The organism is Pseudomonas sp. GM48 (assembly GCF_000282335.1).
Lineage (GTDB): Bacteria > Pseudomonadota > Gammaproteobacteria > Pseudomonadales > Pseudomonadaceae > Aquipseudomonas.
This window is the reverse complement of the sequence record NZ_AKJM01000043.1, coordinates 19,130-43,568: the sequence shown is the minus strand read 5'-3', so window position 1 is coordinate 43,568 and position 24,439 is coordinate 19,130. Positions and strand designations below refer to the sequence as shown.

The window sequence follows — 24,439 nt, the reverse complement described above, 5'->3', positions numbered from 1 at the left end:
TGGTCGACGACAACGGCAGCACTGCCACCGGTTCACTGGACGTGAACATCGTCGACGACCTGCCGTATGGCGTGGACGACAGCAACACCAGTACCGCTTCGGAAACCCTGCTGACCCTCAACGGCAACGTGCTGAGCAACGATGTGCAAGGCGCCGACCGCGTGCCGCTCGGCGCAAACGCCGGCCCGATCACCCCCGGTACCTTCACCGGCACTTACGGCACGTTGGTGCTCAATGCCAACGGCACTTACACCTACACCCTCAACACCAGCGATGCCGATTTCAAGGCGTTGCACGGCGGCGGCGACGGTACGGAAACCTTCACCTATACGCTGACGGACGCCGATGGCGACAGCAGCAGCGCCTACCTGGTGCTGCAGATCCACAACAACGATGACCCGATCACGATTGGCGGTTTGAACGTTCAGGGTGGCGAACTCACTGTCTTCGAGAAAAACCTCAGCGACGGCAGCAGCCCCAACGCACCGGCCCTGACCCAGAGCGGCACCTTCACCGTCACCGCGCTGGATGGCCTGCAAACCCTGACCGTCGGCGGTATCGCCGTGGTCACGGCTGGCGTGGCCGCCGGCTTCCCGCAATCGATCACCACCCCGCTGGGCAGCACCCTGACCGTCACCGGATTCAATGCGGCGACCGGAGTGATCAGCTACAGCTACACCCTCAACGACAACGAAGCCCATCCGACGGCCAACGGCGCCAACAGCCTGACCGAGAACTTCAACGTCATTGCCACCGATACGGACGGCGACAGTGCGACCGGGCAGATCAACGTCAACATCGTCGATGACCTGCCGAGCGCCAAACCTGACTCGTCGTCGGTAGTGGAGGGCGGCACCGTCAACATCAGTGTGCTGGGTAACGACATCAGCGGCGCCGATGGTCCGGCGACGGTGGTCGGCGTGCGCGCCGGCAGCAATACCGCGACGTCGGCCATCGGCGGGCTGGGCAACCAGATCAACGGCACCTATGGCTACCTGACCCTCGATGCCAACGGCAACGCGGTGTATCACAGCAACCAGAATTCGGTCGGTGATCCGGGAGCCACCGATACGTTCACCTATACCGTGCGTGATTCCGATGGTGATGAAAGCACCACCACCATCACCATCGATGTGGCCAACAGCAACATCAAGGCCAACCCCGATAGTGATGTGACGGTCTACGAAAAAGCCCTCGACCTGAGCAAGGACGGTCAGGACCTGGCCGCCGGTACGGTCACCGGCAGCGACCCGGGCAACACTGGCGAAACCGCGTCCGGCACCCTGGTCGGTTCGGTCTCGGGTGCCAGCGGTGCGCTCACCTACACTCTGGTCGGCAGTGCCACCGGTACTTACGGGCAAATCCTGCTCAACCCCGACGGCAGCTACACCTACACCCTGACCTCGGCGCCGAAAACCTCGCCGAACGCCAACGACGGGCCGAACAGCCTGAGTGAAAGTTTCACCTACAAAGCCACCGATGCGCTGGGCAACAGCAGCACCAGCATCATCGTGGTCAACATTGTCGATGACGTGCCCAAGGCGGTGGCAACGGATCGCTCGGTGGCGGCGGTGGAGATCGATTCCAACCTGCTGATCGTGCTCGACATCTCCGGCAGCATGGCCGACCCTTCCGGCGTGTCGAACCTGTCGCGGCTGGAACTGGCGAAGCAGGCCATCAGTGCCTTGCTGGATAAATACGACGACCTCGGCGATGTGAAAGTGCAACTCGTCACCTTCAGTAGCAGTGCCACCGACATGACTTCGGTATGGGTCGATGTTGCGACCGCCAAGACCCTGCTGGCCGGCCTCACCGCGAACGGCGGTACCAACTACGACGCGGCCGTGGCGACCATGCAGACCGCGTTCAACACCTCGGGCAAACTGACCGGTGCGCAAAACGTCGGCTACTTCTTCTCCGACGGTAAGCCCACCACCGGCCAGGAAATCGGCACTGCCGACGAGACCGCGCTGAAAGCCTTCCTCGATGCCAACAGCATCAAGAACTACGCGATCGGCCTGGGCAGCGGCGTGAGCAACGCCAACCTCAATCCACTGGCCTATGACGGCAGCAGCCACACCGATACCAATGCGGTGGTGGTGACCGACCTCAACCAGCTCAACTCGGTGCTGTCCGGCACGGTGATCGGCGCACCGGTGACCGGTTCGCTGCTGGGCGAAGGCGGTTCATTCGGCGCCGATGGCGGCTTCATCAAAACCGTCACGGTGGACGGCACCACGTACACCTACGATCCGAGCGGCAACAGCAACCAGGGCTCGCTGAACTTCAGCGGCGGGCTCAACCACGGCACGTTCAATACCGTGGACAACACCTTGAGCATTGCCACCAACAACAGCGGTACCTTGCAGATCAACCTCGACACCGGTGAATACGCCTACATTTCGCAGAAAACCACCTCGGTGTTGATCACCGAAACCATCGGATTCACCGTCAGTGATAACGACGGCGACCTGGTCAGTTCCACCCTGACGGTCAAAATCATACCGAACGCACCGCCCGTGGCCGCCGATGACCACGTCATCACCAATGTGCTCTCGGGGACCATCGTGGTACCGGGCGAACTGTTGCTGGCCAACGACACCGACCCCAATGGCGATCAACTCTCGGCGACACCGACCTCGTTCAACACCGGCTGGATAGCGAAGGGCGCGGACTTCACCGGCACCGGTGCGATCAGCTTCGCCGGCACCAACAGCACCCCCGCCAACCAGAGTCTGGCAGACGTGCGCAATGCCTTTGCGGCCAACGCGGCGACCATGACGGCGCTGCTGGTGATCAGTGGCTATCTCGACAAAGCGAACAGCTCCGATGGCAACAATGAAGACCTCATCACGGTCAAGCTGAAACAGGGTGAGACGCTCAACCTCGATCACGACCTGGCAGCCGGGCACGTCACGATGGAGTATTCGCTCAACGGTGGGGCGTTCGTAAGCATCGCCGATGGCGGCACCATCACCGCAAGTGCAGATGGCACTTACCAGATCCACATAACCAACATCACCAACCCCGGTAACGGCAATACGAATGCGGCGGAAAACTATCAGCTGACCATGACCGTCAACTATGCCGGGGCACAAGATGGCACCCCGGACTACCACGGTACCTATACCGCCAACGACAACCATGGCGGCAGCGACTCGGCCAACCTGACCATCAGCTATCAGGATGGTCACACCCTCACCGGCACCAGCGGCGATGACGTACTGGTGGCGGGCACCGGCAACAACATTATCAATGCCGGCGACGGCAACGATGTGCTCACGGCCGGCTCCGGCAACAACGATCTGCACGGCGGCGCTGGCAATGATTGGCTCTACAGCGGCCCGGGCAACGATCTCCTCGACGGTGGCACGGGCATCGACACGGCCAGTTACGCCCATGCCACCGCCGGGGTGACGGTCAACCTCAGCCTGCTCGGTGCGCAAAACACACTGGGCGCCGGCACCGACACCCTGACCAGCATCGAAAACCTCACTGGCTCGAACTTCAATGACACCCTGAGCGGTGACAACAACAGCAACGTGATCAACGGTGGCCTGGGCAACGACATCCTCAATGGCGGAGGTGGCGATGACTTGCTGATCGGCGGCCTGGGTAGCAACACCCTCACCGGCGGGGCAGGGATCGATACCTTCCAGTGGCTCAAGGGCAACAGCGGTCATGATCTGATCACCGACTTCACGCCCGGCACCGACAAGCTCGACCTGTCGCAATTGCTGCAAGGGGAAAACGGCACCGCGGCTTCGCTGGATGACTACCTGCACTTCACCGTCACTGGCAGTGGGCCGTCGACGGTGACCAGCATCGATGTCAGCGCCATGGCCGGTGCCGCACCGAACCAGACCATCGACCTGGCCGGCATCAACCTCGCCAGTCAATACGGTGTAACGGCGGGAGCAGGTGGGGTGGTCGCGAGCGGGCATGACACAGCGACCATCATCAACGGCATGCTCAACGATCATTCGTTGAAGGTGGATACCGTGTGATCTGACAACGCAACGAAAAAACCCGCCATCCCGGTGCAAGGGATGACGGGTTTTTTATTGCCAGAGACAAAGGCGAATGTCCGACCAGTGGTAGAGAAAACTGTAATTTCTGACAGTAGCCAGCCCCTCTTCGCTGCCTTTAAATCAAGCCTCGACCCATGAGTAAACGGGTGAGCATTCCTTAAACACTCATGTGTGCCAGAGCATCTCGATGCCCTGCTTTGGCACGCGCATACCGGGTTTATCAAACTGGCGCCGAGTCTTCGTGATTGGGGCGAGAGTCGACACGTGGGCAGAACGTCCGATCACAGGAAGGAACTGCGAAATGACCATCATTGAACAATCAGGCACGTTGAAAACCAGTTCACTGCACAAAAGGAGAAAGCTTCGCGTCCCCGGACCGACTGACTACGATGCACCCGAGGTGGAATCGCCTGTATTACTGGGGGCCACGGATGATGACGAGGGTAATCAGGTTCATTCCCTGAACCAAGGCTTTCCGATGGTTTTGAAGTTTGCAAACTTGCCCGCTGGCGGTAATCCGGACGGCACTAAGGTGGAGGTGCAAGCAAAATGGGATGGCACGTTGATAGGCAATATTGTCGAGGGCACTACCCCTTTGCCGGCCAACTGGGCGGATGATAAAAGATTGACGATTCCGAGAGGCTATACCGACAGACCGGGAGCTCACCAGCTCGTCTATCGGGTGAAGTTTGGCCTCAATGGCAAGGATTCTGATCCGATAACCATTCATGTAGATGACCAGGCACCGAAACTTGACGACAAAGTGAAGTACCCTGATCAAATTGAAAGCGAGGGGTTTACCGCGGAGTATTTTGAGGATGTCTCGCCCCATGCGTTACTGAGTTATAAAGATACATACACCGGAGCCAAGACAGGTGACAAGTTTGAGTTCTGGATGGGAGAGATAGGCGCGGATGAGGAGCCTACTGCCAGTTCGACGCTTATTGAAACCGTGGAACTCGTGTCGCCCAGACAAGCACTGGAAACCACGAAACTTACAAGGGCATTGATTACGATAGACGAAGGTACAATCGATTTGTTTGCATACGTGACGGATCGTAAAGGCAATCGAAGCCCTGCGTCGCCACCCGTTACAGTTCCTGTTTCAATGATTCCCATGCCCAAGAATCTGACGCTGGACGTAGTGCTGGAAAGTGGTGATATAACTGATCGGGTAATTTTGTTTAGAGATGCGCAAGTGCCTGTACACGGCAGGCACCAGTTCCTGAATTGGAGGCCCGATGATAAGTTACGCAGAACCATCGGTAACCAACCGGCAAAAGTGATCGATATCCCGAGCGAACCACCCTTCGTTGATCCAATTACTTACAGGGAGCTTCTGGATAACGGGAACCTTGATCTTAAAGATCTTGAATACAAGTACCAGATTCAACGTGGTACCAAGTTGGTTCCCGATACGCCAATTACGAAAATATTGAAAGTGCACCTGGATAAACCCGGTGAGCAACCTGATCCCGATAATCCTGGTTTGCCAGGTTCTCCAGATCCGAAATTGAATGTTGTCAATGTGAAAGGGGTGTTTTTTAGAGACAATTATTTGATCAAGCAGGATGCTAGTCTGGGAGCTACTGCACGCTTCTTGATTTATGACGGGCACAAAAAAGATGATGAAATTCAGGGGCACTATTATGGTGTGCCTCTGCCGACAGTGTTGAAATTGAACGGTTCGGAACAGGATGGGGAATTTCTGGAAATGCCGATCCCCGCAAATTATATTGCTGAAGGGGGGAATGATAAACAAGTGCCTGTTGGGTACACTGTTTATCATAAAGATATAAATAACACGGTTGCTGTCGCCGTAAATCAATATGTTGATGTGTATGTCGATGAAATTACTATGCCTGCGCCGGGATTTAAAGTTACCGGCGATCCAGGCAATGGTGATGGTGATACGGTGTATTGCGGCTCTTTGGTTCGCGATCCAGACACGGGCAAGGTTGCAGTCGAGGTGACATTCGACCCTGATACAGAATATGCAGATAAAGAAATTACGTTTGTCATCGAGGGATATGAAAACGTCGTTGTTGACGGGAAAAACGAGCTTGGTCTTGTGATAGACGGTGCATTCGCCACGGTGGTCAAAACACCTAGTGCAACCGAAGCAGCAGCGGGCTTTAGTGTGTTCTTTGAGCATGATGTCTTCCAGACCATATTCAATGGCTGGTGTAAGCTTAATTGCACGACGAAACAAGACGGATACAGCATATCTTCTGATCGGCTACAGTTCCGCGTCACCATGAACCATGGGGATGACTCCTATTGCGATCTACCCCCTCCCTTGACCAAGTAATCTGGAGGCGCTTCGGCGCCTCTGTTTTTTTCAAGCGTTTTTTATTGTGCGGTGGACTGGATTGGGAGTGGCGGTTTTATCTGATGCATTCAGAGATTAATCCTACATTTTTCCGTAGGAAGAATCGGTATCGTCTGCCGCCTTCGTAGTCCTCCAGGTGACATTGTTCAGTGAGGGCGCAATGATGAAAGGATATAAATACATGGCGATCCGCACAGCAGCAAACCCAAATTTCACCTTAAGATCCATTGGAACGCTGGCGTTGATGCCAGCTTTTTTTTTGAGCTCATCCGCATTTGCAGCGGTCATAGTCGATAACGGAAGTACGCTGGATATCGATCCAGCAAACACACTCACCGACTATCTGGTGCAAAACAACAGCGTTCTCAATGTGAACGGTGCCACGACACAAAGCATCACAATTCAACGTGGCTCGACGCTCACTATCAACGGCGGCACTATCAACAGCAACGCCGGCGGCGACGGAATCACCATCAACGGTAGCCGGGGCACTATTAATCAGGCGACGGTGACCGCTGACAGCATCGCACTGTTGGTCAACCGGGAGCCCGACTCGACCCAGGGTTCGGTGGTGACCGCCACAAACAGTCATTTCAGTGGCGCCATCTCCGGTGCCGCCGTAACGAGCTTCAGCACCCTCGACCTGATCAACAGCACGGTCACGGGGACGGACGCAGGCAGCTTCGGCCTGATCGTCGCGGGCGGTTCCGTTCGCGCCTCCGCCAATACGCAAATCAGCGGCGATACTGCCGGTGTTCGGTTTGAAGCAGACTCTCCGGCAGGCGCTGGGTCATTGGTGCTGGACGGTTCGAGCGTCGTGGGTCGCAACGGACCGGCGCTGGAGGTGGACGGTGGTGTCGACGCCACAATCGAGGTGTTGAACGGTTCCACCTTGGCGGGCGGTAACGGCAATCTGCTGGAAGTGCTGGGCGCATCGACGGCCGCGATGAGAGTGGCTGGCAGTGCCTTGCAAGGCAACGTGCAAGTCACTGACAACAGCACCGCCAACCTGACGTTCGATCGAGGTCAGATGACCGGCGACGTAGTGGTTGAAGACGGCTCGACCGCCAATGTCACCCTGCAAAACGGCTCGCAGTTCACCGGTCGCCTGGACAACGTCACTGGCGTCACGCTCAGCCAGTCGAACTGGACCATGACCGGCAATGACACGGTCGGCACCCTGACCATGGATGGCGGCCGGGTGGATTTCGGTGATGCCTCGGGCGCATACCGGCAACTGAACGTTGGAACCCTTGATGGCAATGGCACCTTCGCCATGAAGGGCGATTTCTCAACCGGTGCCGGTGATTTTCTCAATGTGACCGGCGCAGCCAATGGTCAATTCGGGCTGGAAGTCGCAGCTTCGGGCACCGATGCGGTGGCCGCGCAGCAATTGGCACTGGTGCGCACCGCCAGCGGCAATGCGCAGTTTTCGTTGATCGGCGGGCGGGTGGATCTGGGCACCTGGTCTTACGATCTGGCGAGTGCCACCGATGGCAGCGGCGGTACAGAGTGGTTCCTCGACCCCGCCACCAAAACGGTCAGCCCCGGTGCCCAGACAGCGTTGGCGTTGTTCCGCACAGCGTCGACCATTTCTTATGGCGAGCTGAAATCACTGGAAAACCGCATGGGCGACTTGCAATCGGACGGCAAATTGCATGGCGTTTGGGTACGCCCCTACGGCAACAAGTACAACGTTGGCGAGGGCGCGGGCGTGGCCTATCAACAGCGGCAACAGGGCGTTTCCCTGGGCGCCGACACCCGTCTGGGCGACGGTCCATGGAGCGTCGGCGTGCTGGCCGGTTACAGCCAGTCGGACATTGATCTCAAAGGCGGAAGCAGCGCAACGGTCGATAGTTTCTACGCCGGTCCATACGTTGGCTGGCAGGATCCGGACAACGGCTACTACGTCGATGGCGCGCTGAAATTCAACCATTTCCGCAACGACTCGAAAGTTCGTTTGAGCGATGGAACCCGCGCCAAAGGCGACTACAGTAACTCGGCTGTCAGCGCCCTGGTGGAAGTCGGCCGCAATATCCAGCTGGCGGATGACTGGCGGGTCAAGCCTTCCGCCCAATTGTCAGCCGCGGTTATCGAGGGTGCGAGCTATGACCTCGATAACGGCATGGACGCCGACGGCGACCGGACGCGTTCATTGCGCGCCAAGCTGGGTGTCGCTGCCGGCCGTGACTTCAAAATGGGCGGCGGCACAGTCGTGCAGCCATACGGGCGGGTCGCGATGGTTCATGAGTTTGCCAACAATGACAATGTGCATGTCAACGGCAACGAGCTCAACAGCGATTTGTCGGGCAGTGGTTTTGAGGTGGGTGGTGGAGTGTCCGTTGCCTTGGCATCTAAGGTACGGGTGAGTGCGGACCTCGATTACGGCAAAGGGGAAAACTACGAACAGCCATGGTCAGTAACTCTGGGGGTGAGTTACGGGTTCTAGTAGGTGCAATTAGTAAATGAAAAAACCGCGTTAAGCGGTTTTTTCATTCTGCCGGACTGACGGAAACTTCAACTTTTACCGAAGTTTAAGAACGACAATGTCATCAATTTCGTAGTCATTGCCTCCGTCGCTTCCGCTTCCCCCGCCTCTGTCTTCATGACTGTTTATGTTGATCCGGATACTATCGTTGGTTGTGGGTACTGAAAACTCTCCCTGCCTCGTGTACCACGTTCCGTCCCGGGGAATACTATACTCAGGCAAAATCGTCGAGCCGCCACTCGAAACCGACAACCTTGGAGGTTTGTTTGCTGCTTCGCCACTGAAGTTACGAACTCGATAACTGAATAAGTAAGTTCTATCTTTTTCGAACCGGAAATTTTTTAAAAGCACGATACCTGCGTTTCCGGTCAAGCGTTTCGTTTCATTGCGAAACACGCCGTTGATTATTTCTGCCCCCTTAGCGGTAATCCCTTGGGTCCAACTCCCTAAGCTACCATCATTGAAATCCGTTATTGAGTCGCTCCATTCGGGTCTGATCTGACGCACGATAATGTCATCCAGTTCGTAATCGTTACCTCCATCCGCCCCGGAGCCACCACCTCGATTTTCATTGCTTTTTATGTTAAGTGTGTAGTTGTTAGTGCGCGGGACCGTAAATTGGGCCTCTAGAAAATGCCATTGTCCGTCTTTAGGAACATCAAAAACCGGAATCAACACCTGCTCGTTGGGCGACGTGGTCATAGTTGCGGAGAACTTCGGAGTCAGGGAAGCAGTTTGGGTACTAAAGTTTCGAACGCGAAAGGTGAGTGAGTATTTCTCATTGGCATCGAAGACAAATGCTTTTGAAAGTACGACTCCGGCGTGACCAGACAGCGCTGTTGTCGTATTGCGGAGGACTCCCTCGGCTACGACACTCTGAGTAAAGGCAATGCCTCTCTGCCATCCGCCGATCGTACCATCGTTAAAAGTCGTGACAGAATCAGGCCAATCGATGACGGTAAAACTTCGAATTGCGGAGTCAGGCACACCGGTACCATAAAGTGGTTTTATTCTGAGATTGTATGTTTTTGCAGTCAGCCCGCTGATGCCTTTACTAAAAGATCCAGAAGGGTCGACCTGTGCCACGGCCAATCGCTCTGCACCGTTCCATATCTCGATGTTCTGATTTTTGCTGGCGCGTCCTTTGACTGTCACGGCCGTTTCGATGGTAGTGGTGTTGGGATCAATAGGCCCAAAAGCACCCTCGATGGCGCTGATTGTTGGAGTGACTGCTGTCTCAACATTAAAGGTCCTGGGTGGAATGGAGATCTCGCCATCGCCATACAGCGCCTCTACGGTCAGACTGTAGGGATTGGGAGTCACATCAAGCTCGATTTCCCAGAACCCGTCGTCACCACTGGCGGGCGTCGTTGCGTCTACGATTGGCGTGTCGTTATTGCGCAACCGCACCTCTTCGCCACGCCTGGCATAGCCGCTGACGGTCACCTTTTCTTCATAGGTCGTGCCGCCCACGGCGATTGTTCCCCTGGAGTCTTTGACGTCGTCCAGGCTCAGCTTGACGTCCTGCGCCACGATAAACGTGTACGGTGGGGTCTCTTCACCGAGCGCCCGAGCGGTAAGGCTGTAGGAAGCAGGTGTCACATCGATAATGATTTCCCACGCCCCATCGTCCTCGGCGGTATCGGTGGCACCGCTGATGGGGCTGCCGTTATTGAGCAACTGGACTTCTTCACCTGGGCGAGCGAATCCATTGACCGTCACCTTATTCTCATAGGTCGTGCCGCCCTCAAGGATCGGCCCCTTGGAATCAGTGACTTCATCCAGGCTCAGTTCGACGTGCAACGCTACGGTAAAAGTGCGGGGCGGGGTGGAGATCTCGCCATCGCCATACAGTGCCTCGACGGTAAGGCTGTAGTCATCGGGAGTCACATCAAGCTCGATTTCCCAGGACCCGTCGTCATCACTGGCGGGCGCCGTTGCGCCTACGATTGGCGTGTCGTTATTGCGCAACTGCACCGCTTCGCCAGGCCTGGCATGGCCACTGACGGTCACCTTGACTTCATCGGTCGTGCCGCCCTCGGCGATTGTTCCCTTGGAGTCTTTGACGTCGTCCAGGCTCAGCTTGACGTCCTGCGCCACGATAAACGTGTACGGTGGGGCAGTCACTTCACCGAGCGCCCGAGCGGTAAGGCTGTAGGAATCAGGTGTCACATCGATAATGATTTCCCACGCCCCATCGTCCTCGGCGGTATCGGTGGCATCGCTGATGGGGCTACCGTTATTGAGCAACTGGACTTCTTCACCTGGGCGAGCGAATCCATTGACCGTCACCTTATTCTCATAGGTCGTGCCGCCCTCAAGGATCGGTCCCTTGGAATCAGTGACTTCATCGAGACTCAAGGCCACATCAAATACGACCTTGAAGGTGAACTCATCGGACTCTTTGCCATTGGCTGCCCTGATCTTGATGTTGTAGGAGCCTGCGGTGAGCCCGTCGAGGGTGAGTGTGAACAACCCGTCGGGATCGACAGTGGCTTTCTTGCCCGTGGGTGTATCGCCGTTGAACGCTTCGACTTCCATATCGGGAGGTGCATAGCCGGAGAACTCCAGCGAGTCACCGTCGTAGGTACCGCCATCTTCAATTTTGTCACCATTGCCGGTGACTTTCTCGATGATCGGCGTCTCGGTCGCCAGGACGAAAGTATTGGGCGGATTGGAAAAATCACGATCTCCTGCTTTTTCGATTACGGAAAGGCTATAGCGCTTGAAGTCCGACAGGGTGAGCTGATTGACCCAGCTGCCATCATTCCTGCTTGTGACTTCATATAGAATCCTAAAACTATCGCGCAAGTTGAGCACTGTGTTTGACGCTGCCGTGCCCTTGATCGTCAGGGTTTTATCGAAAGTAACGTCGTCTTTTTCAACCAGGTCGCCATTGGCATCGCGAACCTCGTCGAAGGTCACCTTTGCAGTGGTTTCGATTGAGGTTTCGGGGGAGAGCGTTGAGGCGCTCGGTGGTTTTGCGGTCATGATGTTGACTCCGTTCGTTAATAGGGGGTAACGGAGTGATTTAAAGCCTGGAGCGACGGGTTTACTACTGTCAGAAATAACAGGTTGGCGAGGTTATCGGATCAGTGGTCAGGATCAAGTGGGGCGGCCGTTACATCGGTTCTGGCGCTCCGATCAACCGCCCCATCGCCCCGAATACGCCCAACTCGCGGATGATTTCCAGTTCCCCTGGTGTCTCGACCATCTCCGCAATCAGTGGCAAATCAATGCTGTGGGTCGTGCGAAAGATCGCGTCGATGAACAGTCGCTTGTCGGTCTGCTCGTCGATGTCACGAATATAGGCCCCATCGATTTTCAGGTAAGCCAACCCCAATTGGGTCAGGTTGCCGATTTGGTTGAAGCGCCCGCCAAAGTGTTGCAGGCCGATGCGGTAACCGGTCTTGAGCAATGTGCTGCTCAAGTTTTGCAGCACTTCGGGGGACGGCAGTTGACGCTCGTCGATTTCCAGGGTCAGCAGCGGCGCCAGTTCCGGGAGGGAGTCGAGCAGGTCGAGGATTGTCCGTCGCTGCACTGGATCGCCCAGGGTGCTGCCGGACAGGCTCAGTGCCAAGGGCCTGCGGTTGACCACCAGGTCGTCCAGCGTGGCTTCGAGCATTGCCAGATCAAAGCGTGCCGACCAGCCGAGACGCTCGATCCACGGCAGGAAATGCCCGGCGGCAATCGCCTCGCCCTGTGGATCGAGCAGGCGTGCGAGCACTTTGTGATGCAGCACCTGGCGGGTGTCGGTGCATTGCACGACGGGCTGGAAGTACAACTGCATTTTGCCTTCGGTCAAGGCATCGTCGATCCAGGTGCGCCAGTCGTGCTGGGAATGATTCGGCGCCGTGTCTCGATGGCTCAAACAAACCCAAGGTCGCTCGGGATGCTGCCGGGACTCGGTCAACGCCTGGTCAAGGCGCAGGAGTACGTTGCCGATCGGCTCACCGGGACGGTAGGCGACAACGCCCAGATGGGCAACGGGCATGCAATCGCTGGTGCCGGTCAGGCGCAGGTTCTCCAGGCTGGCGCTGACATCGGCGGCCAGGCGCGCGGCATTTTCAGCGTCCAGACCCGGTGTCAGCAGGCTGAATTCGCCACCCCGATTGCGTGCCGCCAGCCAGGTGCGACGCTCCGGCAATTGCGTCAGGCGCTTGAGCAATTCGCCTGTGGCGCTGATAAGCGCGTCAGTCCGTTGGCCGCCCAGACGTTGGTTGAGGCCATTCAAGTCGTTGATCCGCAACATCAACAAATGGCCATCGCGACTCTGTTCGCACACCCGTAAATGGTCGGCCAGTTGCTCATCGAGCAGGCGTCGGTTGGCCAGGCCAGTGAGGCTGTCCAGATAGGATTCGGCCCGCAGCTTTTCGCTGCGCGCAGCCTCTTCGACGAACAGCGCCTTGAGCTTCTCGACCATCTGGTTCATCGCCAGTACCACCCGTTTCAATTCCGGTGTACGTGGCAATTGCGGCAGGCTGAGAAATTCGCGTTTACTGATGGCCTCGGCTTGTCGGACCATGCTGTCGAGTGGGCGAAATTGCCTGCGCAGCATCCAGCCTCCAAACACCGCGCTGAACAGACCGCACAACAGTAACCAGATCAGGCTGCCGAGGGTGCTGTCCCAGAGCCTGGCCAAGGCGAATTGCGGATTGCTCAGCACTTCGACCCGTGCCAGTTGCTCCCAGCCGCGCATGATCAAGGCGTCGCCACCTTGTGGGCGCAGGTCGACCAGGTTGACGAACCAGTCAGGCACACCGTCGATTTGCGTCGGAGTGCTGCGTTCCACCAGCGTCTGCTGATCCTTGAGGCTGATGACGCGGATGCTGCTGAAATAGCCGCTGTCGAAAATCGAACTGACCATCAGCTCCATCATTGCCGGGTCATCGACCTGTGCCGTCAGCGACAGCCCCAGCGCGGTGGCTGCATCCTGGGCGTGGGCGCGCAGCTGGCTGAGCGTTTGCTCGCGGGAGCTTTCCAGGCTGGAAAAAAAACTGCCGCTGAACGCCACCAGCAGGAACAGGCAGATGGCCAGGAACAACTGTTTACGCAGTGTCATACATCGCTCCTTGCCATGGCGGCTAGCCGTCGCCGATGTCGAACCCTTCGGCCTGCATCTTTTTCAACACGTCCTGCCAGCGCGACAGTTTTTTCGAGTCACTGCTGCGCTTGCCGCCGTTCTTGCCCGGCAGGTACAGGCCTTCGGCGTTGAAGGCGTACACCGGCAGCAAGTCTTTGCGTTGGGACGCGGGGCGGATCTCGCCGATCAGGTTGTCCAGCACCAGCGGGTCGGCCGTGGGGGTACTGTAGAACGTCAGCACCATGTGCGCCTGGTTCTGGCTCAGGGCCTTGACGTAGGTGATGCGCAGTTTCTCGCTGGGAAGGCCGAGCCGGCGCAGGCTGAAGTATTTTGCCAGGGCGTAGTCCTCGCAGTCGGCGGCGCCCTTGATCAGGGCTTCGACGGGCGTGGCCCAGTAATCGGTCTGTTGCCAGATACGCGTGTCGTCCTGGAAATTCAGCTGCTGATTGAAGAAGCGGTTCACCGCGTTGAGCTGCTCTTGTTCGGGGACGCCGCGTGTGCTCTGCAGCATTTGACTCCATGCCTCGAGCCGGCCTCGCGCCAGTCCAAGAGGGCCGTAGCGATTTTCAACGGTTTGCAGAATCAGCGCAAAATCCCAGTCGGCCTGGACCCCGTTGAATACGCTCAGTAGCAAACTTGCCAGCAGCAACCACCCGCCGAGCCGAAGTCGGAGCGTTGGCCATCCTGGACGACGCAGACTGCGGGCCATGTCTGGCTGCTCGAGTTTAGGTTTTTGAAGTTTAGGTGGAGTTTTTGCAGGGGTAGGGCAGGTCGTCGGAGGGAGAGAGTTCGGTGGACGGCTTTTTGTGGCGAGGGAGCTTGCTCCCGCTCGGCTGCGCAGCAGTCGCAAAACAGGTGAGCGCGGTCTACCAGGGGTATCTGGATTGAATGGTTTGGGGTCGCTTCGCAACCCGGCGGGAGCAAGCTCCCTCGCCACAATGGTCCCGGGAGACTTCAGGATTTGCGCAGGGTTTTCTGCTTGAGGATATAGGTCGTCACCAGCACCGCACTGGTCAACATGAAACCCTGGGCCCAGGGCTGCGGCACCAGGTAGCAGGAGAACAGGATGCTCGCCCACATCAGGCCGATGGCGTAGACCTTGCCTTTGAGCGGAATGCCGTTGCCATCGAGGTAGTCACGAATCCACGGGCCAAGCCGTGGATGTTCCACCAGCCATTGATAAAAGCGCGGCGAACTGCGGGCGAAGCAGGCGGCCGCCAGCAGCAGGAAAGGGGTGGTGGGCAATACCGGCAGGAAAATCCCGATCACCCCCAGCGCTACGCTCAGCCAGCCGATGGCCAGCAGCACGTAGCGCAACATCAGGGGGCGGTTGCCTATGGGGTTGTCCATAGGCAGAACCTTAGTGGTGACGTGGCTTGAGAATCGCCGGTTTTTCGTCTGGCGCGTTGCACAGCAGATACAGTGCGGTCAGGGCTTCCGGGATCTGTACGATCATGTCGTCCATCAGGTTGGCATCGGCGGCAATGTCGGAGAACTCCGGTTGCTCGTCGAACAGGCCCGAACCGACCATGATCGGCAGCAGCATTTCGCTGACTTCGTCTTCGGCGGTTTCGAACCAGGCTTCTTCGCGCAGGAACACGCCTTCCATGAATCCGATGCACCAGCCGCGCAGTTCGGAGTCATCCGGGTCGTCGCCCAGGTCCAGGTCGCACGGCAGCTCGAACTCCTCGTCGGAGGCCAGTTGGCGGGCGATGTGGGCTTTGAGGCCAATCAGCGTGGCTTCGATCTCTTCGCGCTGGGCTTCGCTACTGTAATGCGGCTCCTCGGCGAAGAGTGCGTCGATCCATTCACGGTCCGGGACCGCTTCGGAACAGATCGACAGCGCAGTGAGGTAGCCGTGGGCGGCCACGTAGTCCAGCGCCTCGTCATGCAGTTCGTCGGCGTCGAGGAAGACTTGCAGGCGGGTTAGTTGCTCAGCGAAGGACATTAAAGGGCTACCTTGGGGAATGTTCGATGCGGGAATTCTAGGCCTTCTTGAGCGCTTGGGCCAGCCGCACGGCATATTTGCACCTTTGTGGGAGCGGGCTTGCTCGCGAAGGCGGCGTGCCAGGCTGCATTAATGTCGACTGACACTCCCACTTCGTCGGAACGCCGCCCGGACCAAGCCCGCTCCCACAGTCCGATTGTGTGAGTCTTATCAGCGGTGCCCTTTGCCGGACGGGGCTCGGGTATACTCGCGCGTTTTGTGATTGCCCTGCGGGCGTCACGGCTGAAATGTGCAGCGTCATGCAATGCGCACTTACGATTTGTCAGTGCAGCGTTAGTGATTCTGAACCAGCCTTGCAGGGATGTTTCGGTGATTTTTGGAGTTTCTATGCTCGAACAGGCTCAACGCGTCCTCAAGGACATCTTCGGCTACGACAGTTTCCGTGGCCGTCAGGGTGCAATCATTGAGCGCGTGGCCAGCGGCGGCGATGCCCTGGTCCTGATGCCTACCGGTGGTGGCAAATCCCTGTGCTTCCAGGTGCCGGCTCTGTTGCGCGAAGGCCTTGCCGTGGTGGTTTCGCCGCTGATCGCCCTGATGGACGACCAGGTCGCCACCCTCGAAGAGCTGGGCGTCGCGGCGGCCGCATTGAACTCCACCCTCAGCGCCGAGCAACAGCGCGACCTCGCTGCCCGCATCCGTCGCGGTGAAGTGAAAATGCTCTATCTGGCACCGGAACGACTGGTCCAGCCGCGCATGCTGTCCTTCCTGCAGGGGCTGAACATCGCCCTGTTCGCCATCGACGAAGCACACTGCGTGTCGCAATGGGGGCATGATTTCCGCCCGGAATACCTGCAACTGGGGCAGTTGGCGGAAATGTTCCCCGACGTGCCGCGCATCGCCCTGACCGCCACGGCCGACAAGCGCACCCGGGAAGAAATCGTCACCCGTCTGCACCTGCAAGACGCCGAGCGCTTCCTGTCGAGCTTCGACCGACCGAACATCTTTTATCGCATCGTGCCCAAGGAGCAGCCGCGCAAGCAGTTGCTGGCGTTCCTCGCCGAGCGCCGTAGCGATGCGGGCATTGTGTATTGCCTGTCGCGCAAGAAAGTCGAGGAAGTCGCAGCGTTTCTCAGCGCGCAAGGCTTCCCGGCGCTGCCGTACCACGCCGGCCTGCCCAACGATCTGCGTGCCTACCATCAGAAACGCTTCCTCAATGAGGAAGGCTTGATCATGGTCGCCACCGTTGCGTTCGGCATGGGCATCGACAAGCCCAACGTGCGTTTTGTCGCCCACCTCGATCTGCCGAAATCCCTTGAGGCCTATTACCAGGAAACCGGTCGCGGCGGCCGTGACGGCTTGCCGGCAGATGCCTGGATGGCCTACGGCCTGCAAGATGTGGTGATGCTCAAGCAGATGCTACAGAACTCCGAAGGCGACGAGCGCCACAAACGCCTGGAGCAACACAAGCTCGACGCCATGCTTTCGCTCTGCGAAGAAACCCGCTGCCGTCGGCAAACACTGCTGGCCTACTTCGACGAAGACATGCCGGAGCCTTGCGGTCATTGCGACAACTGCGTCGACGGCGTGCAAACCTGGGATGCCACCGAACCTGCGCGTCAGGCGCTGTCGGCGATCTACCGCACCGGTCAGCGCTATGGCGTCGGGCATCTGGTGGATGTGTTGCTCGGCAAGGACAACGAAAAGGTCCGCAGCTTCGGCCATCAGCATCTGTCGGTGTTTGGTGTCGGCAAGGCGATGGCGGAGGGCGAATGGCGCTCGTTGTTCCGCCAACTGGTGGCCCGAGGTCTGGCCGACATCGACCTTGAAGGCTACGGCGGCTTGCGCCTGAGCGACAGTTGCCGGCCGTTGCTCAAGGGCGAAGTGACCCTGGAGCTGCGCCGCGACCTCAAGGCGCAAGCGGTGGCGAAAAGCAGCAAGAGCCAGGCGAGCCAACTGGTTCGTGGCGAGGAGCGCGAACAGTGGGAAGCCTTGCGCGCCCTGCGTCGCAAGCTCGCCGAAGAACATGGCGTGCCGCCGTACGTCATCTTCCCCGACTCGACTTTGCTGGAAATGCTTCGCAGCCAGCCGACCTCGCTGGCGGAAATGGCCACGGTCAGCGGCGTCGGTGCGCGCAAGCTGGAGCGTTATGGCGAGGCCTTCCTCGAAGTGCTCGGCGGCCAGGTCGAGGCGCCGAAAGCGGTGGCCGACGTGCGTCACGAACTGATTACTCTGGCGCGCGCCGGTATGACGCCGGTGCAGATCGCCGGTCAGTTGCAATGCTCGGAAAAGAACGTCTACACCATGCTGGCCGAAGCGATCGGCAAGCAGCAATTGTCGCTGGAGCAGGCGCTGGATCTGCCTGAGGACCTGATGGGTGAAGTCCAGGACGCCTTCCTCGACGGCGAAGGCGAGTTGCCGCCGGTTTCCGAGATCGCTGCGCTGTTTGCGGGCCGGGTACCGGAAGGGGTTTTGTACTGCGTTCGCGCCGCCTTGCAATCCGAATTCGAAATTTGAGACATCGGTATTGCTGATGTAACGATTCACTAAAGATCAAGTCTTGCCTCAAGTCGAGGCGCATGCTTAGCTGACTAATAATTAGTTTTTATTTATTTCAGTCTGATCATGAGTGTTTTATGCCGTTAACCGATCAACACCGCTTTGGCATGCAATTGGCCCAGATGTCCCGCGGCTGGCGTGCCGAACTGGACCGCCGACTGGCGGGCATGGGCTTGTCCCAGGCACGCTGGCTGGTGCTGCTGCACCTGGCGCGTTTCGAGGAAGCACCGACCCAGCGCGAGCTGGCACAAAGCGTCGGCGTCGAAGGCCCGACCCTGGCCCGTTTGCTGGACAGCCTGGAAAGCCAGGGCCTGGTGCAACGCCAAGCAGTGCTGGAAGACCGTCGGGCGAAGAAAATCGTTCTCTGCGCGCCGGCGCGTCCCCTGATCGAACAAATTGAAACCATTGCCACACAACTGCGTCACGAACTGTTCGAAGGCGTCGATGAGGCGGATTTGAAGGTGTGCATGCGGGTTCACGGGCACATCCTGGGCAACCTTGAAAAATCTTGAGGCATAACCGAACGCCAGGTTTTAGAGATACCGCATCGGGCAGACTATAAGAACTACTCGGCAATATCGTGTTCGTAACGGATGTACGAACGCGTACGGGTAGTTTCTGTAGATCTCAAGGATGCTCATGCTCAAGTGTTGGCGATTGGTTTTGCGTGGTTGTTCTCAGTGGTTGCTGGCCGGGGCCGCTGTCACTTATTCGGCATGGGCACCTGCGTTGGGCCTGGGTGAAATCACCCTGCATTCGGCGCTGAATCAACCGCTGCGTGCCGAAATCGCACTGGTGGATGCGTCTGGCCTGGAAGAGAACGAGCTGTCGGTGAACCTGGCAACGGCAGACGAATTCAGCCGTGCCGGGATCGACCGGGTATTTTTCCTCAATAATCTGAAGTTCACCCCGGTGCTGCGCGGTAATCGCTCCTTGATCCAGGTAACCTCCAGCAAACCGGTCAGTGAACCGTTCCTGAATTTTCTCGTGCAGCTTAATCAGCCCAACGGTCGGTTATTGCGCGAGTACACGGTACTGATCGATCCGCCGGGTTCGCCGGGTATTGTTCCCGCCACCGATGAAGCGGTTTCCAGTTCCCCGGCGTCTGGATTTCCCAGTGTTCAACCGGTCGTTTCGCCGTCACCTGTGGCAAAGGCGACGCCGGAAGCGGACGTCCCCGTGGTTGATCCCGCTGTCGAACAACTGGCCACCAGCGCCCTGCAAAACCATTCGTTGCAAACCACTGTCGATGAGCTCAACGCGAAGCTTCAAGGCCAGGATGAGCTGATCGCCGACCAGAAAAAGCAGTTGGCCGAGCTGCAAACCCAACTGGCGGAGCTCAAGAAGGTAAAGGCGCAACCCATTGTTTCTGACGCAGTGGCGCCAGCCCCCGCCATTGCTGAAAATCCCGGGATTGGCTGGCTGCCGATTGCCGGCGTGTCAGCGCTGATGGTGCTGGGCTGGTTTGTTCGCCGCTGGCGCCGGCAGCATCAGGCCACAACGCCAGTGGCTCTGCCGTCGCAGCATGAGCCGTTGGCTGAGCTCTTTACCGAGCCAGTGATATGGCCTCCTGTCATGCAATCGCCTACTGCGCAGCGCGACGGGGTGCCAGCCAATGATGAATTTGAGTGGGTCGATAACCGTCATTCCAACCCGGTTGTTGCTGACGTGGCGGTGGTTCCGGGGTTGGCGATGTCCGGCGAATCCGCTACTGACGATGAGTACCAGCTCAACCTGGAGGAGCTGTCCATGGCGTCGAGTTGGGACGTGATCAGCCCAAACGAAAACAAGCAGTCGGTTGCTCTGGCCATGATCGAGCCGGCGTTCGAGTTAGAGGCGCAACCCGTTCCGCCGTCCCGGCAGCCACCGGCCGGGCTATCATAGCGGCGTCGTCAAACTCTGGAGTTACGTCCCATCATGACCGTCAGCAAACCGGAAATCGTCATCACCTATTGCACGCAATGCCAGTGGCTGTTGCGTGCGGCCTGGCTGGCCCAGGAACTGCTCAGCACCTTTGGTGATGACCTGGGCAAAGTCTCCCTGGTGCCGGGCACCGGCGGTGTCTTTCATATCTTCTGTGACACCGTGCAGATCTGGGAGCGCAAAGCGGACGGAGGCTTCCCTGAGGCCAAAGTGCTCAAGCAGCGGGTCCGTGACCAGATCGACCCGGACCGCGACCTGGGGCACAACGACCGCTCTCAGTGAGAAGCAGCCTCCGCAGCAACGGCTTTCTTGCTGGAACCACCTGAGAACCGGCTGGACACCACAATCGCCACAATGATCAGCACGCCCCCAAGCAACATGCGCAGGGTCGGGTTTTCATTGAACAGCAGCCAGGCGACGGTGATGCCATAGACCGGTTCCAGGGCGAACACCACGGCGGCAGTGCGTGCCTTGATCACCGCCAGGCTGGCGACGAACAGGCTGTGGGCGACACCGGTACAGAACACACCGAGCAGGCCGATCCACAGCCAGTCGATGGCGCGTACTTCGCTCAATTGCGGCGCCGCCACCGGCAGCAGGCACAGGGCAACCACCACGTTCTGGCACAGCGCTGCCTGCACGGGCGGGACGCGCCCGGAGCTGGCACGGTTGGTCAGTGACAGCAGGGCGAACAGCAACCCGGAACCCACGGCCCACAGCAGGCCGGTGGTGGCGCCGCTGGCCAGATCAAAATCAGGCGTGACCAGCACCAACCCGACACTCACCAGCAGCACCAGCACAATTTCATTGGTGCGAATGCGCTCGCGGAAGATCAGCCCTTCAAGGATCACGGTAAATGCCGGGAAACTGGCAAAACCGAGCGTCGCAATCGCCACGCCTGCGACTTTTACCGCAATGAAGAAACTCACCCAGTGTCCGGCCAGCAACAAGCCGCTGAGCAGCAGTCGGCGCCAGTCCACGGGCTCGAGTTTCTGCCAGCGCGTCTGGCTGGCGAACCGTGCAAAAAACGCCAGCGCAAGCACGGCGAAGGCGGCGCGGCCGAAAACGATGATCGCCGGTGACGCGGCAGCCAGTTTGCCGAACACGCCGGTCAGGCCGAACATCAATGCGCCGATATGCAAGGCGCCAAGGGCGGTACGGGGAGTCATTGCAATCCTTAACGACAAACGAACAGAAGCCTCATTGAAGCGCGTAATCGTCCGTCAAGTCTGTCGGCAAACTAGCGTTTTTTGTCGCCAGCCTCGCGCCGCAGCTTTCCGGGCGATGCCCCGAACTCGCGCAACACCGCCGCCGCAAAGGCGCTCTGGGAGCTGTAGCCGACGCGGCTGGCAATCTCGCCGATGGGCAGCGCCGAGTTGCGCAGCATGCCCACGGCAGTATGCAGGCGTCGGCTGCGGATGTAGTCCATCGGCGTCTGCCCGCATTCGGCCACGAATCGGGCATGCAAACGGGCACTGGAGAGGCCGGCCACACGGGCCAGGTCGGCCACCTGCAGCGGGTACGCCGCGTACTGATCGATGTGTGCGTTCAGCGCGGCATAAGGAAGGCGCCGACCGCCGACGATGTCGGGCCTGGCGTTGTTGAGACTGGCCAGTAGCAGCACCGCGCCTTGTTGTGCGATCAGCGGATCATCGACCGGACTGTTCGCCAGCCAACTGACCAATTGGTTTTGCCCGGCGTCCAGGGGCAGGCGACCGGCGTTGTCGAGCAAGCGTCGGCTGGATTCGGCGTGATCGCCCAACGACTGGGCAACCCATTGTTCGCTGGGTACATCCAGCACCAGGCAGCGGCTGCCGTTGGCGCTGCCACACGCGTGATGCGCTCCGGAGGGCACCACCACGAAACTCTGCTGGACCACCTGGCTACCACGGCCGTCGACCTCGAAATCCAGGGCGCCCGAAAGCCCGAACACCAATTGCGCGTGTTCATGGCTGTGGACGATCAGGTCGTGGCTGTATTGGCGGAGCGTGAGGATCGGTCTCATCGCAGGTCTCCCGGTTCAGGCCGCCAGTCTACACCCGGGCAGGCTGATAAGCGCTGTCACACGACTGACTTGGTGCTGTCATGGACCATTAACTCGACCAGCGCAAACTTTACAAAACATGTCCAGAGGGTTGCCCATGACCAGCGCCGAGCTCGCCAAACCCACCCGTAAACAACGCGTACGGACTTTATGGATTTCCGACGTGCATTTGGGCACCCGGGATTGCCAGGCTGAACACCTGTCGCAGTTTCTCAAGAGCTATCACGCGGACAGAATCTACCTGGTCGGTGACATCATCGACGGCTGGAAACTGCGCGGCGGCATGTACTGGCCGCAAGCGCACACCAACGTGATCCGTCGCCTGTTGACCATGAGCAAGCGTGGCACCGAGGTGATCTACGTCACCGGCAACCACGACGAATTCCTGCGCCGCTATTCGAAGCTGATCCTGGGCAATATCCAGTTGGTGGACGAAGCCGTACACGTCACCGCCGACGGCCGGCATCTGCTGGTGATTCACGGCGACCAGTTCGATGTGATCACCCGTTACCATCGCTGGCTGGCCTTTCTCGGTGACTCGGCCTACGAATTCACCCTGACCCTCAACCGTTGGCTCAATCACTGGCGCGCGCGATATGGCTACGGCTACTGGTCGCTGTCGGCCTATCTCAAGCACAAAGTGAAAACTGCAGTCAGCTTCATCAGCGACTTCGAAGAAGCCATCGCTCACGAATGCGTCAAGCGCGAGCTGCACGGCGTGGTGTGCGGACACATTCACCATGCCGAGATTCGCAAGGTCGGCGAGGTGGACTACCTCAATTGCGGCGACTGGGTGGAGTCGTGCACGGCGCTGATCGAGCACTGGGATGGTTCGATCGAGTTGTATCGCCTGGCGGATGCCCAGGCGCGAGAGGCGCAGTTGAAGGCGGCCAAGGTTGCAGAGCTGGCTTGATCTGTTAGTTGTGCAGTGCCTGGGCAGGCCTCTTCGCGAGCAAGCCCGCTCCCACAGTGGGCGAAGGTGAGCACAAAACTTGTGGTCGCCAGATAACCCTGTGGGAGCGGGCTTGCTCGCGAATGGACCGCGAAGCGGTCTTGTCAGGCTGGGGAATGCTCTTGCATCGCCGCCTGGTAAATCGAGTTCCTGGGGTGCGCAAACAACCGCTGCATCATCGGTTCGAATAAGCTCAACGGCAGCGTGTCGTACGCCGGATCAAACGCCGCCGCATCGTACCTGGCACAAAACTCGACGGTCGCCTGGTACTGCGGGTGGTCCTGGAACTGCTCACGCAGATGCCGATCCATGCCCAGGTGATGAAAGAAGTAGTAGCCCTGGAAAATCCCGTGCTTTTCCACCATCCACAAATTTTCGGCGCTGACGAACGGCTTGAGGATCGCCGCCGCGATGTCCGGGTGATTGTAGGAACCCAGCGTGTCGCCGATATCGTGGAGCAGGGCGCAGACCACGTATTCTTCGTCGCGGCCATCGCGCCAGGCGCGAGTGGCGGTTTGCAGGGAGTGGGTCAGGCGATCCACCGGGAATCCGCCAAAATCACCCGCGAGCAACTGCAGGTGCGCAGCAATCCGTGCCGGCAATTGTCGCGCGTAGGCACTGAAGTCCGCAGCGATGATCGCCCAGTCTTCCTGCGTGCCGTCCTTCATGTGGGTGAAGCGGGCATTGGCATTCATAGGTAACTCTCTTGTGACTGATGTCAGCTAGAAAGGAACGCGCCCCAGAACCATGTCCCGGTACATGACAAAGTCACCGAGCAGGCTATAGAAGGGGTGTTGGAACGTCGCCGGACGGTTCTTCTCGAAGAAGAAATGCCCGACCCAGGCAAAGCTGTAACCCGCCAAAGGCAGGGCCCACAACAGCATCCATGCCCCGCGACCAATGGTCAGTGCCAGAATGAGAATGACCAGTGTCGTGCCAATAAAGTGCAAGCGTCGGCAGGTACTGTTGCGGTGTTCGCTGAGGTAATACGGGTAGAACTCAGCGAAGCTGTTGAATCGTTTGACGTTTTCCACGACTGCTATCTCTGTGGTTATTGTTCTGACTGCAAGTTGTTCTGCGGG

General features: G+C 58.5%; 18 protein-coding genes. 8 read left to right on the top strand and 10 right to left on the bottom strand.

The features are described from left to right. Positions 1–4,007: beta strand repeat-containing protein (locus tag PMI28_RS21500; RefSeq protein WP_007984181.1), on the top strand; the 4,007-nt coding region annotated here is incomplete at its 5' end. 325 nt (positions 4,008–4,332) lie between these two features. Continuing rightward, on the top strand, positions 4,333–6,342 hold the full coding sequence (locus tag PMI28_RS21505) for a hypothetical protein (RefSeq protein ID WP_007984179.1): 2,010 nt from the start codon (positions 4,333–4,335) through the stop codon (positions 6,340–6,342). A gap of 102 nt (positions 6,343–6,444) precedes the next feature. Here PMI28_RS21505 and PMI28_RS30975 read toward each other — a convergent pair whose 3' ends face one another. Next, the gene (locus PMI28_RS30975; RefSeq protein WP_238540674.1) at positions 6,445–6,651 is read right to left on the bottom strand and encodes a hypothetical protein; all 207 of its coding nucleotides are present in this window, start codon (positions 6,649–6,651) and stop codon (positions 6,445–6,447) included. Here PMI28_RS30975 and PMI28_RS21510 point away from each other — a divergent pair. Then, the gene (locus PMI28_RS21510) at positions 6,608–8,812 is read left to right on the top strand and encodes an autotransporter outer membrane beta-barrel domain-containing protein (protein WP_033063161.1); all 2,205 of its coding nucleotides are present in this window, start codon (positions 6,608–6,610) and stop codon (positions 8,810–8,812) included. The two genes, PMI28_RS30975 and PMI28_RS21510, sit on opposite strands and share 44 nt — an antisense overlap. 75 nt (positions 8,813–8,887) lie before the next feature. On the opposite strand, the gene PMI28_RS29085 is transcribed toward PMI28_RS21510, so the two are convergent. The 5 genes from PMI28_RS29085 to PMI28_RS21530 all read right to left on the bottom strand — a co-directional run bounded on the left by PMI28_RS29085 (position 8,888) and on the right by PMI28_RS21530 (position 15,882). Next, positions 8,888–11,842 (bottom strand): carboxypeptidase regulatory-like domain-containing protein, encoded by a 2,955-nt coding sequence (locus tag PMI28_RS29085; protein WP_007984175.1) that lies wholly within the window; start codon positions 11,840–11,842, stop codon positions 8,888–8,890. A 130-nt stretch (positions 11,843–11,972) separates the two neighbouring features. Further along, on the bottom strand, positions 11,973–13,913 hold the full coding sequence (gene lapD / locus PMI28_RS21515; RefSeq protein ID WP_007984172.1) for a cyclic di-GMP receptor LapD: 1,941 nt from the start codon (positions 13,911–13,913) through the stop codon (positions 11,973–11,975). A 22-nt stretch (positions 13,914–13,935) separates the two neighbouring features. Next, complete coding sequence (lapG, locus tag PMI28_RS21520) at positions 13,936–14,643, bottom strand: cysteine protease LapG (RefSeq protein ID WP_007984170.1); 708 nt, start codon at positions 14,641–14,643, stop codon at positions 13,936–13,938. A 245-nt stretch (positions 14,644–14,888) separates the two neighbouring features. After that, positions 14,889–15,284, bottom strand: a complete 396-nt coding sequence (locus tag PMI28_RS21525) for a YbaN family protein (protein WP_007984168.1) — start codon at positions 15,282–15,284, stop codon at positions 14,889–14,891. A 10-nt stretch (positions 15,285–15,294) separates the two neighbouring features. After that, positions 15,295–15,882, bottom strand: coding sequence for a UPF0149 family protein (locus tag PMI28_RS21530; RefSeq protein ID WP_007984167.1), 588 nt, complete (start codon positions 15,880–15,882; stop codon positions 15,295–15,297). Positions 15,883–16,269: 387 nt separating this feature from the next. Here PMI28_RS21530 and recQ point away from each other — a divergent pair, with 387 nt between their 5' ends. From recQ to PMI28_RS21550, 4 genes are all read left to right on the top strand, one after another. Continuing rightward, positions 16,270–18,396 carry a DNA helicase RecQ gene (gene recQ, locus PMI28_RS21535; RefSeq protein WP_007984165.1) on the top strand — a complete coding sequence of 709 codons (2,127 nt, stop codon included), beginning with the start codon at positions 16,270–16,272 and terminating at the stop codon, positions 18,394–18,396. 119 nt (positions 18,397–18,515) lie between these two features. Beyond that, positions 18,516–18,950, top strand: a complete 435-nt coding sequence (locus tag PMI28_RS21540; RefSeq protein WP_007984163.1) for a MarR family transcriptional regulator — start codon at positions 18,516–18,518, stop codon at positions 18,948–18,950. Between the two features lie 127 nt (positions 18,951–19,077). Continuing rightward, the gene (locus PMI28_RS21545; protein ID WP_007984161.1) at positions 19,078–20,322 is read left to right on the top strand and encodes a type IV pilus assembly protein FimV; all 1,245 of its coding nucleotides are present in this window, start codon (positions 19,078–19,080) and stop codon (positions 20,320–20,322) included. A gap of 33 nt (positions 20,323–20,355) precedes the next feature. Further along, a complete protein-coding gene (locus tag PMI28_RS21550; protein ID WP_007984159.1) occupies positions 20,356–20,643 on the top strand; it encodes a SelT/SelW/SelH family protein in 288 nt (95 codons plus the stop codon). Here PMI28_RS21550 and PMI28_RS21555 read toward each other — a convergent pair. Then, positions 20,637–21,530 carry a DMT family transporter gene (locus PMI28_RS21555; protein WP_007984158.1) on the bottom strand — a complete coding sequence of 298 codons (894 nt, stop codon included), beginning with the start codon at positions 21,528–21,530 and terminating at the stop codon, positions 20,637–20,639. The two genes, PMI28_RS21550 and PMI28_RS21555, sit on opposite strands and share 7 nt — an antisense overlap. Positions 21,531–21,601: 71 nt before the next feature. After that, positions 21,602–22,366 carry a helix-turn-helix transcriptional regulator gene (locus PMI28_RS21560; protein ID WP_007984156.1) on the bottom strand — a complete coding sequence of 255 codons (765 nt, stop codon included), beginning with the start codon at positions 22,364–22,366 and terminating at the stop codon, positions 21,602–21,604. Between the two features lie 136 nt (positions 22,367–22,502). On the opposite strand from PMI28_RS21560, the gene PMI28_RS21565 reads away from it, so the two are divergent. Then, positions 22,503–23,318: a UDP-2,3-diacylglucosamine diphosphatase gene (locus PMI28_RS21565; protein WP_007984154.1), complete on the top strand. Its 816-nt coding sequence runs from the start codon at positions 22,503–22,505 to the stop codon at positions 23,316–23,318. Between the two features lie 143 nt (positions 23,319–23,461). On the opposite strand, the gene PMI28_RS21570 is transcribed toward PMI28_RS21565, so the two are convergent. After that, complete coding sequence (locus PMI28_RS21570; protein WP_007984153.1) at positions 23,462–24,052, bottom strand: HD domain-containing protein; 591 nt, start codon at positions 24,050–24,052, stop codon at positions 23,462–23,464. Positions 24,053–24,079: 27 nt separating this feature from the next. After that, positions 24,080–24,391, bottom strand: a complete 312-nt coding sequence (locus PMI28_RS21575; protein WP_007984150.1) for a DUF962 domain-containing protein — start codon at positions 24,389–24,391, stop codon at positions 24,080–24,082. Between the last annotated feature and the right edge of the window lie 48 nt (positions 24,392–24,439).